The following is a 12980-nucleotide window of genomic DNA, read 5'->3' as shown; positions in this document are numbered from 1 at the left end:
AATCAAGAGGTTTGACTCACCGCTTGTTATTTTTTGGTCGAATTGTCCCAAATTCCCTCTTCCAGCTGGGAGCGGATCTCGGGGTATTTGTTGGCATCGAAGGTGGGCACCTTGCCCAGCCGGAGCTGGTCGTTGTAATCCTTCGCCAGCTTGATGGCAACGCTGGAGAGCAGCAGGATCGCCACCAGGTTGACGATGGCCATCAGCCCCATGGAGACATCCGCCATCGCCCACACGATCGGCAACTCACCCACGGCGCCGAACATCACCATCCCCAGTACGAACACCCGGAACAGCATCAGGCCGCCCTTGTGGTTGTGCTCGAGGAACACCAGATTGGTCTCGGCATAGGAGTAGTTCGCCACGATAGAGGTGAAGGCAAAGAAGAAGATGGCCGCCGCGATAAAGATGTTGCCACCGCTGCCAATCTGGGAGGAGAGCGCCCGCTGGGTCAGCTCGACACCGGTCACCCCGGAACCCGGCTCGAACTGACCGGACATCAGGATGATGGCGGCGGTACAGCTGCAGATGACGATAGTGTCCATAAAGACCCCCAGCATCTGCACATAACCCTGGGAGGCCGGGTGCGGCGGATAGGGAGTGGCAGTCGCCGCAGCGTTGGGCGCAGAGCCCATCCCCGCTTCGTTGGAGAAGAGACCGCGCTTGATACCGTTGATCATCGCCTGGGAGATGGCATAACCGAGCGCACCCGAGCCTGCCTGCTCAATCCCGAAGGCGGACTTGATGATCAGCATGAAGACATGGGGCAACTCGGTGATGTTCATCGCCACGATCACCAGCGCCAGCAGGATGTAGGCCAGTGCCATAAAGGGCACCACCAGCTCGGCAAAACGCGCGATGCCACGAATGCCACCGAAGATAATCAGGCCGGAGAGCGCCACCAGCGCCAGACCGCTGACCCAGTCAGGAATGCCAAACGCCACCTTCATCGCCAAACTGATGGAGTTGGCCTGCACCGCGTTGAACACCAGACCAAACGCCAGGATCAGGCAGAGCGAGAAGACCACCCCCATCCAGCGCATGCCAAGGCCTTTCTCCATGTAGTAGGCCGGGCCACCACGGTAGTTGCCATCCTCATCCTTGACCTTATAGAGCTGGGCCAGGGTGCTTTCGACGAAGGCGGTCGCCATGCCGATAAAGGCAATCAGCCACATCCAGAAGATGGCACCGGGGCCACCCAGATAGATAGCGACAGCCACACCGGCCAGGTTGCCGGTGCCGACTCGGGCGGCAAGGCTGGTACAGAGTGCCTGGAAGGAGGAGATGCCTGCGTTGTCCGATTTACGGCTGTTTTTCAGCACGGAAAACATGTGGCCAAAGTGACGGATCTGGATAAAACCCAGGCGGAAGGTGAAAAAGATCCCGACCCCGATGAGCAGGTAGATGAGCACGGCTCCCCACATCAGGTCGTTTAGCATCGCAATCAAGGTGTCCATAATTCTCTCGTTGTTATTCACATCCATGGCCAGTCTGCGCTGACCGTTTTCTGTCTGTCGTTTAATTAGCGTTTCGCTAAAGGGGCGGAATCTAGCACAGCGGGAGAGCCCGGAATAGTGATCCCGGTCACGCGAGACACAAAAAACGAACGGTAAAAGCCCATAAAGCTCCATTTAAATCGCAAACTTTCAACAAACTCAATAATTCAATCAGACAGGCCACCATTAAGCCCCATAAGAGAACCATTTTGATATATCCCTGATGAGCTATGCGAAAACGCAAACGCTTGCATGAAATGGCTTTCAAATGGCGACATTTCGCCAAACGTTTTCGCTGTAATTAAATTTCAAGTACGTAGCGAGATAATTTATGTGATCGATGACACAAATATGGATATTGGCTAAAAAAGTTCAGCTGAAAGCAAATCGGAGCGAGGTCGGAAGGAAATGTAAAAAACCTTACTAATCATATAGTTTCAAGCCATAAAACGGGATAACTCAACAGCCTGAATGTTTAACAACCAAGCGCCCCTATTGCAGGATGCAGCACATCAGTATTAATTAGGCAGGCAATGACGATGGGCCGCCCCCATCGCGCTTTTCTGAGCCTGAGGCACCAAGATCCTGTAATTTTATTTCAGAACCACCGTCTCAAGCCCGCAACCCAGGGATTACTCCCTCATTAAGAGATGATATTCGCTATGGCCGATAAATTAACCCAGCTGAAAGCCCTGACCACTGTTGTTGCCGACACCGGTGATATCGAAGCCATCAAACGCTATCAGCCCATCGATGCCACCACCAACCCCTCTCTGGTTCTGAAGGCCTCCGAGATCCCCGAGTACGCTCCGCTGATCGAAGACGCCATCAAGTGGGCCAAAGCCCAGAGCCAGGACAAGGCACAGCAAATCATCGACGCGGGCGACAAGCTGGCCGTCAACATCGGTCTGGAAGTGCTGAAGATCGTTCCGGGCCGTATCTCTACCGAAGTGGATGCCCGTCTCTCCTTCGATACCGAAGCCAGCATCGCCAAGGCCCGCAAACTGATCCGTCTTTACAACGAAGCCGGCATCAGCAACGACCGCATTCTGATCAAGCTGGCCTCCACCTGGGAAGGGATCGTGCCGCCGAGGTACTGGAGAAAGAGGGTATCCAGTGCAACCTGACCCTGCTGTTCTCCTTCGCCCAAGCCCGTGCCTGTGCCGAAGCCGGTGCCTTCCTGATCTCCCCGTTCGTGGGTCGCATCCTCGACTGGTACAAGGCCAAGCACAACCGTGACTACACCGCCAGCGAAGATCCGGGCGTGGTCTCCGTCACCTCCATCTACAACTACTACAAGCAGCACGACTACCCGACCGTCGTGATGGGCGCCAGCTTCCGCAACACCGGCGAGATCCTGGAACTGGCCGGTTGCGACCGCCTGACCATCGGCCCGGCCCTGCTGGAAGAGCTGAGCAAGACCGAAGGGGCCGTAGTACGCAAACTGGACTACACCGGTGAGCGCAAGGCCAAACCGACTCCGATGACCGAAGCCGAATTCCGCTGGGAACTGAACCAGGACGCCATGGCTCACGAGAAGCTGGGCGAAGGCATCCGCATGTTTGCCATCGACCAGGGCAAGCTGGAAACCATGTTGGCAAGCCGCCTGTAATCGGTTCTTTTTTCTGATAAAAACCGGGCCCCTACCAAGGGGCCCGGTTTTTTTTCATGGGCTTTTTTAGCGCTGTCATAGAGTCGTCACGAAAACGTTTTAATTTCAGATTCGTTATGTTATACGGGTGGTGAAAACGATAAAAACCAAGGAGGGAGCCATGGAAATGTTCAACTTCGATTATGACGAGGTGGTTGAACTCGGTTCGCGTAGCCGCGGGACAACGGGAAAAAAACGTAAATGGCGTGAAATCGAGGCGTTGAAAGACAAACATCGCCTGCAGAAGGAGCTGCAATCCATCGATATCGCCTATGAAGGTCTTACAGACGAGATTGAACTGTAATACCGCCAGACACCTGTAAAAGCGCTCCGCACAGCCGGGGCGCTTTTTTATGCCGCAATCGGATGATCAAGCGTCTTGTCATGCCACCGCTAGTGATGCCACAGGATGCTGCAGGCTAATGACAACCCTCACGAACAGCGTGGCATACCAACCCTGCCCCTTACCCGCGAAGAGTGAGCAGCGCCGTTTCAGGGCGCGTTGGGGCAATCACCGCAAGACAGGTCTTCAGCAATAAAAAACCCCCGTCGCTGACGGGGGCCTGAATACTCGGGGCTGACGGCTGCGCTTAGCAGTAGCCATAACCCAGCAGACGCTGGTAGCGCTGCTCCAGCAGTTGCTCGGTATCGAGCGGACGCAAGGCGTCCAGATCCTGCTTGATGCGAGCCTTGAGGTTTTTGGCCATCTTCTCCACATCGCGGTGGGCACCGCCGAGGGGCTCGTCGATCACATGGTCGATCAACTTGAGCTCTTTCAGACGCTGGGCAGTGATACCCATCGCTTCGGCAGCTACGGAGGCCTTGTCGGCGCTCTTCCACAGGATGGAGGCACACCCTTCCGGCGAGATGACGGAGTAGGTGGAGTACTGCAGCATGTTGACGCGATCACCCACGCCGATTGCCAGCGCACCACCGGAACCGCCCTCACCGATCACGGTGCAGACCACCGGCACAGTCAGACCGGCCATCACCTTCAGATTGCGGGCAATCGCTTCGGACTGGCCACGCTCTTCGGCACCGACGCCGGGGTAGGCGCCCGGGGTGTCGATAAAGGTGATTATCGGCATCTTGAAGCGCTCGGCCATCTCCATCAGACGCAGGGCCTTGCGGTACCCTTCCGGACGCGGCATGCCGAAGTTGCGCTTGATCTTCTCTTTGGTCTCGCGACCCTTCTGGTGACCAATCACCATCACCGGCTCGCCGTCGAGACGGGCGATGCCGCCGACGATAGCCTTGTCATCGGCATAGGCGCGATCGCCAGCCAACTCGTCGAAATCGGTGAAGATATGCTCGATATAGTCAAAGGTGTAGGGGCGCTGGGGATGACGCGCCATCTGGGATACCTGCCAGGCACCCAGATCACCGAAGATCTTCTTGGTCAGCTCTTCGTTTTTCTTCTCCAGCCGGCGGATCTCGTCTTTCAGATCCACGGCGTGATTGCCTTCACTCACATGTTTGAGTTCATCAATCTGCGCCTGCAACTCGGCAATCGGCTGTTCAAAATCCAGAAAAAGACTCATAGGGCCTTAGAACCTCTAATCAAAAACCAATTCAACCCGCTCTCGTCCAAGCAGGACTCGCAAGTCATCTATCAGTTGATCGGTGGGCGTCACCCGCCACTCGGTACCGAGCGTCAATCGCACCCGGGAGCCGGGGCGACGATAGTTTACCTGAACCGGACAGACTCCGGCACGGGCGGGCTCCAAAATCTCGCACAAACGCGGGAAAAAGCGATCATCAATCCGCTGTTCATCGAGGGAGATGCGGATTGCTCTGGCAAAACGCTCCCTCGCATCGTTGATATCCAGTAATTCTCGAGCCGACATTTTAAGGCCACCGGAGAAGTCATCAAAGCTGACCTGTCCAGAAACCACCAAAATGCGGTCTTTTTGCATCAATTCTTCATATTTTTCCAGCGCTTCACTGAACAGGGTCACATCGAGGCGACCGGAACGGTCGTCCAGGGTGAAGATCCCCATCTTGTTGCCACGCTTGGTCACCATGCTGCGGGCCGCAATCACCAGCCCCGCCGCCGTGGTTACGGTATCGCGGGAGGTGGGATGCAGATCGCACAGGCGACCCGAGGTATAACGACGCAATTCGCTGCTGTACTGGTTGATGGGGTGGCCGGTGAGATAGAGCCCGAGGGTCTCGCGCTCCCCTTCCAGCCATACCTTGTCAGGCCAGTGCGGCACGTTGGCAAACGCCTTCTTGACGTCGTCAATCTCTTCGGTGAGCACGCCGAACATGTCGACCTGCCCCACCGCCTGCGCCTTGGCGTGCTGCTCGGCGGCACGCATCGCCTCCTCCAGCGTTGCCATCAGGGCGGCGCGGTGGGGGCCGAGCCGATCCATGGCCCCGGAGAGGATCAGCTTCTCCATCACCCGCTTGTTGAGCTTCTTGATATCGACCCGGTTACAGAAGTCGAACAGATCGCGGAATGGGCCGTCCTGATCCCGGGCGCTGAGAATAGCGTCGATGGGGCCTTCACCGACCCCTTTCACCGCCCCGATCCCGTAGACGATATGGCCATCTTCGTTGACCGAGAAGCGATAGCGGCCGGTGTTCACATCCGGCGGGATGACGGTGAGCCCCATCCGCTGGCACTCATCCACCAGGGTCACGATCTTGTCGGTGTTGTCCATATCGGCGGTCATGACCGCCGCCATGAACTCGGCCGGGAAGTGGGTCTTGAGCCAGAGGGTCTGGTAGGAGACCAACGCATAGGCGGCAGAGTGGGATTTGTTAAAGCCGTAGCCCGCAAACTTCTCCACCAGATCGAAGATCTTCATCGCCAGTTCGCCGTCGACGCCATTCTTGACGGCACCCTCCTCGAAACCGGCTCGCTGCTTGGCCATCTCCTCGGGCTTTTTCTTACCCATCGCCCTGCGCAGCATATCCGCGCCACCCAGCGTATAACCCGCCAGGGTCTGGGCAATCTGCATCACCTGCTCCTGATAGAGGATGATGCCGTAGGTCGGTTCCAGAATCGGTTTCAGGCTCTCGTGCTGCCACTTCTCGTCCGGATAGGAGATCGCTTCATTACCGTGCTTGCGGTCGATGAAGTTATCCACCATGCCTGACTGGAGCGGGCCCGGTCGGAACAGGGCCACCAGTGCGATCATGTCTTCGAAGCAGTCGGGGCGCAGTCGCTTGATGAGATCCTTCATACCGCGGGATTCCAGCTGGAATACCGCCGTGGTCTCGTAGCGCTGCAGCAGGTCGAACGACTTCTTGTCATCGATAGGGATGGCGGCGATATCCACCGGCGGCTTGCCCTCTTTGGCAAGACGCGGGTTGATCATGCCGAGCGCCCAGTCGATGATGGTGAGGGTCCGCAGCCCCAGGAAGTCGAACTTCACCAGACCGGCGTACTCCACGTCGTTCTTATCGAACTGGGTAACCGGGTGATGGCCCTCATCATCGCAGTAGAGCGGCGCAAAGTCGGTGATCTTGGTGGGTGCGATCACCACGCCACCGGCGTGTTTACCGGCGTTGCGCACCACCCCTTCCAGGCGGCGGGCCATGTCGATGAGGTCTTTGACCTCCTCATCCTGCTCGTAGAGCTCGGGCAGCTTGGGCTCGGCCTCGAATGCCTTGGCAAGCGTCATGCCCGGATCCGGCGGGATCAGCTTGGAGATACGATCCACAAAGCCGTAAGCGTGGCCCAGCACCCGGCCCACGTCCCGCACTACCGCCTTGGCCGCCATGCTACCGAAGGTGATGATCTGGGAGACCGCATCCCGGCCATACATGTCGGAGACGTGCTCGATCACCTCATCCCGTCGGTCCATGCAGAAGTCGACGTCGAAGTCGGGCATGGATACCCGCTCGGGGTTCAGGAAACGTTCGAACAGCAGGTCAAATTCCAGCGGGTCGAGGTCGGTGATCTTGAGGGCGTAGGCCACCAGAGAGCCCGCCCCCGAGCCCCGGCCAGGGCCAACGGGAATGCCGTTGTCCTTGGACCACTGGATAAACTCCATCACGATGAGGAAGTAACCCGGGAAGCCCATCTGGTTAATCACTTTCAGCTCGATGTCGAGACGCTCGTCATACTCGGGACGACGCTCGGCCCGCACTTGCGGATCCGGGAACAGGAACTCGAGACGCTCCTCCAGACCCTCTTTCGACTTGGCCACCAGAAAATCTTCGGTAGTCATGTCGCCGGTCGGGAAGTTGGGCAGGAAGTATTCGCCGAGACGCACCGTCACGTTGCAGCGCTTGGCGATCTCCACCGTGTTTTCCAGCGCTTCGGGAATGTCGGCAAACAGCTCCGCCATCTCCTCCTGACTGCGCAGGTACTGCTGGGGGCTGTAGCGACGGGGGCGACGTTTGTCCATCAGGGTATAGCCATCGTGGATGGCAACCCGGATCTCGTGGGCGTCGAAGTCATCGGCGTTGAGGAACACCACCTCGTTGGTGGCGACCACCGGCAGCTCGAACTCGGTGGCGATGGCCACCGCCATGTGCAGGTAGACCTCTTCGTCGGGTCGACCGGTACGCAGCAGTTCGAGGTAGTAGGCATCGGGGAAGTGGGTCTGATAGAAGGCGACGCACTGCTCGGTCATCTGCCGGTTGCCCTTGAGCAGGAACTTGCCCACATCCCCCTCGCGCCCGCCGGAGAGGACGATCACCCCCTTGGCATGCTCGGCGAGCCAGCTCTTGTCGATAACCGGCCGCCCCTGTACGTGGCCGCGCTGGTAACCGCGGGAAATAAGTAGGGTGATGTTCTGGTAGCCGTCGTTATCCATGGCGAGCAGGGTGAGACGGAACTGCTCGTCGCCGAGCTCATCGCTCTGCACCCAGAAGTCGGCCCCGACGATAGGTTTGATCCCCTTGCCGTGGGCGGCGCCATAGAAGCGCACCAGACCGCACATGTTCATCTGATCGGTCAGCGCCAGCGCCGGCATGTTGTTGGCCGCCGCCGCCCCGACGATGGGGTTGATCTTCTGCAGGCCATCGACCATGGAGAAGTCGGAGTGGACTCGCAGGTGGATAAAACGGGGTTCAGCCATCGTCATCTCCTCTCGCTGCTCAAACTAAATGGCATGGTCTACTCGATCCCCAGTGCGCGGCGCACCGGTTTGAAGCTCTTGCGATATTCGGGCAACGGGCCGCGCTCGGCCAGAATGGCGAGATGCTCCGCAGTCGGATAGCCCTTGTGGCGGGCAAAACCATACTCGGGATGACGGCTGTCCAGCTCGGTCATCTCCGCATCGCGGGTTACTTTGGCGAGGATCGAGGCGGCACTGATGGCGGCCACCAGACTGTCGCCCTTGACCACAGCGTGCGCTTCCATCGGCAGCGCCGGACAGCGGTTACCATCGATAAAGACCAACTCGGGGGTGACCTTCAGTCCCGCCACGGCGCGCTGCATCGCCAGCATGGTGGCATGCAGGATGTTGAGCTCGTCGATCTCCTCCGGGCTGGCGCGACCGATGGCCCAGGCGAGCGCCTTCTCTTTGATCTCGTCAAACAGGGCGAGGCGCTTCTTCTCGGAGAGCTTCTTGGAGTCGTTGAGCCCCGCGATCGGATTGGCGGGATCGAGAATGACCGCAGCGGTGACCACGTCACCCACCAAGGGGCCACGGCCCACTTCGTCCACACCGGCAACCAGCTTGTCGTCAGGAATATCGATCATCATCTTTTAGCCTTGAATCAAAACAGGCCCCGTGGGGCCTGACAGGGGTCGACTGGCGCGGCATCACCGCTCGGAAAACGGATTAACGGGCTGCGCGGCGCAATCGACGGTCCGAAATAGCGTTATCTGCCAAGCAGATCCGCCACCGCATCGGCGGCCTGAGAGTCGGCATTGCAGCGGATCAGCTGGTGCAGCTCGGTGAAGGTGTTGACCAGCGCACTGTTGTCGTGCTCGAAGTACTTGCTCACCTCTTCCACCAGATTCTCCGCGGTGCACTCGTGCTGGATGAGTTCCGGCACCAGCATACGACCGGCGAGCAGGTTGGGCAGAGAGACAAATTCGGTCTTTACCAGTCGCTGGGCCAGCCAATAGCTGAAGGGCTTGAGCTTGTAGCCCACCACCATCGGCTTTTTCACCAGCATGGCTTCGAGCGCCGCGGTGCCGGAGGCCAGCATCACCACGTCGGCGGCGATCATCGCCTCGCGGCCCAGCCCTTCCAGCAGCACCATGTCGAGACCCGGCGCCACCTCGGCCTTGATGGCCATAAACTGCTCACGCCGTTTCTGGTTGACCAACGGCACGATGAAGCCGAGATCCGGATAGCGCACCGTCAGGTGTTTGCACGCCTCGAGAAACAGGGGGGACATAAAGCCCACTTCTGCGGTGCGGCTGCCCGGCAGCACCGCCAGCCAGCGGCGATTGGCATCGATACCGAGATTGCGACGCACGGCAGCCTGATCCGGCACCAATGGAATATCATCCGCCATGGTGTGACCGACAAAACGGCAAGGGGCGTCGAAGCGGTCGTAGAAGGCTTTCTCGAACGGCAGGAAGGCGAGCACCATGTCGGTAGCGGCCTTGATCTTGTGAATGCGGTTCTGGCGCCAGGCCCACACAGAGGGGCTGACATAGTGAACCGTCTTGATACCGGCGCGGCGCAGTTTCAGCTCCACTCCGATATTGAAATCCGGTGCATCCACGCCGATGAAGATATCGGGCGGATTGGCAATAAAGTGGCGCAGCAGTTCGCGACGAACCTTGAGGATGCGCGGCAGACGGCCAAGCACCTCGGTAATCCCCATGACGGAGAGCTCTTCCATCTCGAACAGGGCCTTGACGCCGAGGGCCTGCATCCGCGGCCCGGCGATCCCTTCGAACTGCGCATCCGGGTAGCGGGCTTGCAGCTCGCGCACCAGACCGGCAGCCAGAATGTCGCCGGAGACTTCTCCGGCAACGATACCGATACGAACCGGATCAGGCACGGATGATCCCGCGCTCGTTATCTTTGAGGAAGTCCACATAGAGCTGGACGGCCGGTTCGGCTTGCGCCATCTCGATCAGCACCGGCAGCACCTCTTCGATGGTCTTGCCGGAGCGGAAGATCTCTTTGTAGGCACGCTTGACGGCGGAGATCGCCTCAGCGCTGAAACCGCGGCGACGCAGACCTTCGGAGTTGACCCCGAACGGCTTGGCGTAGTTGCCGGCGGCCATCACGTAAGGCGGCACGTCCTTGTTCAGGGCGGCGCAGCCACCGACGAAGGCGTGGGAGCCGACGCGGCCAAACTGGTGAATGGCGGAGAGACCACCAAAGATCACGAAGTCACCGATCACCACGTGGCCCGCCAGGGTCGCGTTGTTGGCGAAGATGCAGTTGTCACCGATGATGCAATCGTGGGCAACGTGAACGTTGACCATGAACAGGTTGCCGCTGCCCACCTTGGTCAGGGATTGATCCTGAATGGTGCCACGGTGGAAAGTGCAGTTCTCGCGAATGACGTTGTTGTCGCCAATCTCGAGGAAGGTGCGCTCACCGGCGTACTTCTTGTCCTGGCAATCCTCACCGATGGAGGTGTGCTGGAAGATCTTGTTGCCGCGACCAATCTTGGTCGGGCCCTTGATCACCACATGGGAACCTACCCAGGTGTTGTCACCGATTTCCACCTCGGTGCCGATGACAGAAAAGGGGCCGATTTCAACCCCTTTACCGATCACGGCAGACTCATGGACGATGGCAGTATCGTGAATGATGGCAGTCTGGTCGATCACGTGTGTTAAACCTCGCGTTTGGCGCACATCAGCTCGGCGGTACAGACCACTTCACCGTCGACGGTAGCGACACCGGTGAACTTGGCAATACCGCGACGCTCTTTCAGGAACTCCACGTCCAGCACCAGTTGGTCACCGGGGCCGACCGGGCGCTTGAAGCGAGCGTTGTCGATTGAGGCAAAATAATAGAGTTCGTTGGGAGACGGCTTGCCCACCATGGTAAAGGCCAGGATACCGGTGGCCTGTGCCATCGCTTCCAGGATCAGTACGCCAGGGAACACCGGCTTGGCCGGGAAGTGCCCCTGGAAGATCGGCTCGTTGAACGAGACGTTCTTGATGGCGCGCAGGGTTTTGCGCTCATCGCTGATCTCGTAGTCGTCTACACGATCCACCATCAGAAACGGATAACGGTGGGGCAGCAGATCCATGATTTCCTGGATACCCAGGCTCTTCTTTTCAGTAGTCAAAACAGTACCCTATACCAATCGTGATTATTCTTGATCCAGCTTCTTCTCAAGCTTGCTTAACCGCTTGTGCATCTCTTCGATACGCATCACCCGGGCGGCGGTCTTGCGCCACTCTTTATTGGTTTGCAGAGGGATGCCGGAAGAGTAGACACCGGGCTCGGTAATGGGTCGCATCACCATGGCCATACCGGTAACGGTGGCCTGGTCGCAGATCTCCATATGCCCGTTAAAGACGGAAGCGCCGCCAATGATACAGTATTTGCCGACCTTGAGACTACCAGCCATCACGGTGGAGCCCGCCACGGCGGTGCCGTAACCGATCTCCACGTTGTGGGCGATCTGGCACTGGTTGTCGATGATGACGTTGTCAGCGATGCGGGTATCTTCCAGCGCACCGCGGTCAATGGTGGTACAGGCACCGATCTCGACCCGGTTGCCAATGGTCACACCGCCGAGCTGGGGGATCTTGATCCACTCGCCACGCTCGTTGGCATAACCGAAACCATCGGCGCCGATCACTGTGCCGGATTGAACCAGACAGTCGGTGCCCATGGTCACATTGTGATAGAGGGTGACGTTGGCCCATAGCCGGGAGCGGGCTCCCAGCCGGGTATTTTTGCCAACAAAACAGCCCGGGCCAATGCGTACATCGTCACCCAGCACGACGCCGGATTCGATCACTGCATTGGCGCCGATGGCCACTCTCTCGCCCAGTTGCACGTCAGCCGCGATAACGGCGCTCGGATGAATATCCGTGGCCGGCTGCGGGGTAGTGTCCAGCAGTTGGGCTACCCGGGCAAAGCCCACATAGGGGTCTTTGAGCACCAGGGCATTGGTGGGACAAAATGGCAGATCCGCTTCGGTAATGAGCACGGCGGTCGCCTTGCTCTGCTCCAGATAGTGCCGGTACTTTTTGTTGGACAGGAAGGTGATATCCCCCTCCCCGGCCTTTTCCAGTGTCGCTACCTTGCGGATTTCCAGGGTTCCGTCGCCATGGACCTGGGCCCCCAGTTGCTGGGCCAGCTGTGCGAGAGTGAATGCCATCAATTAGTTGCTCTTGCTTACCTGAGAAATAACCTGGCCGGAGATGTCCAGCTTGCTGGCGGCATACGGGGCGGCATTGCGCTCCAGCACCAGATCGTAACCATTGCTCTTGGCGATGGAATCGATGGCAGCCTGCACCTTGGTCAGGATCTTGTTGCGCTCTTCGGACTGACGGCGACCGTTGTCCTGCTCAAAGGCTTGACGCTTCTGGTTGAACTCCATCTGCAGCTTGGCCAGCTTCTCCTGGTTCTGCTTCTTCTGCTCGGCGCTCATGAAGGCTTCATCCTTGCGGAACTTCTCGACCAGCTTCTGGCCTTCCTGTTCCAGCTTCTGCAGCTCACGCATACGCGGCTCGAATTCACCTTTCAGCTTGGCTGCAACGGCTTCACGCTGGGGCAGCTTTTGGAAGACTTCGCCCATATCCACCACGGCGATTTTGGTCTCAGCGAAGGCAGAACCCATGCCGGCAGCCATCAGTGCAAAGCTCAAACCAGCTACTTTCAACGCTTTATTCACACTTACTCCTTGTTCCCTCATGGCGAGGGCTACCTGATTTACCCGATTATGCAAGCGGCGTTAGGACCGTCTTGTTACCTGGTGAGGCACGCATACCG

10 protein-coding genes and 1 pseudogene are annotated in these 12980 nt (G+C 58.5%); 2 read left to right on the top strand and 9 right to left on the bottom strand.

What is annotated here, in order from left to right:
- Positions 1 to 26: 26 nt before the first annotated feature.
- Positions 27 to 1457 carry an alanine/glycine:cation symporter family protein gene (locus tag ACTG1K_RS08375; RefSeq protein WP_257123521.1) on the bottom strand — a complete coding sequence of 477 codons (1431 nt, stop codon included), beginning with the start codon at positions 1455 to 1457 and terminating at the stop codon, positions 27 to 29.
- 701 nt (positions 1458 to 2158) lie between these two features.
- On the opposite strand from ACTG1K_RS08375, the pseudogene tal reads away from it, so the two are divergent.
- Together tal and ACTG1K_RS08365 are read left to right on the top strand one after the other, a co-directional pair.
- Positions 2159 to 3108: pseudogene (tal, locus tag ACTG1K_RS08370) on the top strand (transaldolase).
- Positions 3109 to 3268: 160 nt separating this feature from the next.
- A complete protein-coding gene (locus ACTG1K_RS08365; RefSeq protein ID WP_005338547.1) occupies positions 3269 to 3451 on the top strand; it encodes a DUF3545 family protein in 183 nt (60 codons plus the stop codon).
- Between the two features lie 286 nt (positions 3452 to 3737).
- Here the strand turns inward: ACTG1K_RS08365 and accA are convergent, their stop codons facing one another.
- From accA to ACTG1K_RS08325, 8 genes are all read right to left on the bottom strand, one after another.
- Positions 3738 to 4688, bottom strand: coding sequence for an acetyl-CoA carboxylase carboxyl transferase subunit alpha (accA, locus tag ACTG1K_RS08360; RefSeq protein WP_005338549.1), 951 nt, complete (start codon positions 4686 to 4688; stop codon positions 3738 to 3740).
- Positions 4689 to 4703: 15 nt separating this feature from the next.
- Positions 4704 to 8183 carry a DNA polymerase III subunit alpha gene (gene dnaE, locus ACTG1K_RS08355; RefSeq protein WP_043818966.1) on the bottom strand — a complete coding sequence of 1160 codons (3480 nt, stop codon included), beginning with the start codon at positions 8181 to 8183 and terminating at the stop codon, positions 4704 to 4706.
- Positions 8184 to 8221: 38 nt separating this feature from the next.
- A complete protein-coding gene (gene rnhB, locus ACTG1K_RS08350; RefSeq protein ID WP_440005077.1) occupies positions 8222 to 8812 on the bottom strand; it encodes a ribonuclease HII in 591 nt (196 codons plus the stop codon).
- 119 nt (positions 8813 to 8931) lie between these two features.
- Positions 8932 to 10071 carry a lipid-A-disaccharide synthase gene (gene lpxB, locus ACTG1K_RS08345; RefSeq protein ID WP_440005076.1) on the bottom strand — a complete coding sequence of 380 codons (1140 nt, stop codon included), beginning with the start codon at positions 10069 to 10071 and terminating at the stop codon, positions 8932 to 8934.
- Entirely contained in the window at positions 10064 to 10855 is a 792-nt protein-coding gene (gene lpxA, locus ACTG1K_RS08340) for an acyl-ACP--UDP-N-acetylglucosamine O-acyltransferase (protein ID WP_440005075.1), read from the bottom strand. The genes lpxB and lpxA overlap by 8 nt, the downstream gene beginning before the upstream one ends.
- 5 nt (positions 10856 to 10860) lie before the next feature.
- On the bottom strand, positions 10861 to 11322 hold the full coding sequence (gene fabZ, locus ACTG1K_RS08335; RefSeq protein WP_005338559.1) for a 3-hydroxyacyl-ACP dehydratase FabZ: 462 nt from the start codon (positions 11320 to 11322) through the stop codon (positions 10861 to 10863).
- Between the two features lie 24 nt (positions 11323 to 11346).
- A complete protein-coding gene (gene lpxD, locus ACTG1K_RS08330) occupies positions 11347 to 12366 on the bottom strand; it encodes a UDP-3-O-(3-hydroxymyristoyl)glucosamine N-acyltransferase (protein ID WP_005338561.1) in 1020 nt (339 codons plus the stop codon).
- Positions 12367 to 12369: 3 nt separating this feature from the next.
- Complete coding sequence (locus ACTG1K_RS08325; protein ID WP_005338563.1) at positions 12370 to 12882, bottom strand: OmpH family outer membrane protein; 513 nt, start codon at positions 12880 to 12882, stop codon at positions 12370 to 12372.
- Positions 12883 to 12980 lie beyond the last annotated feature (98 nt).

Source organism: Aeromonas sp. 102P (genome assembly GCF_051920345.1).
GTDB lineage: Bacteria > Pseudomonadota > Gammaproteobacteria > Enterobacterales > Aeromonadaceae > Aeromonas > Aeromonas veronii.
This window is presented reverse-complemented; position numbering and strand designations above follow the sequence as displayed.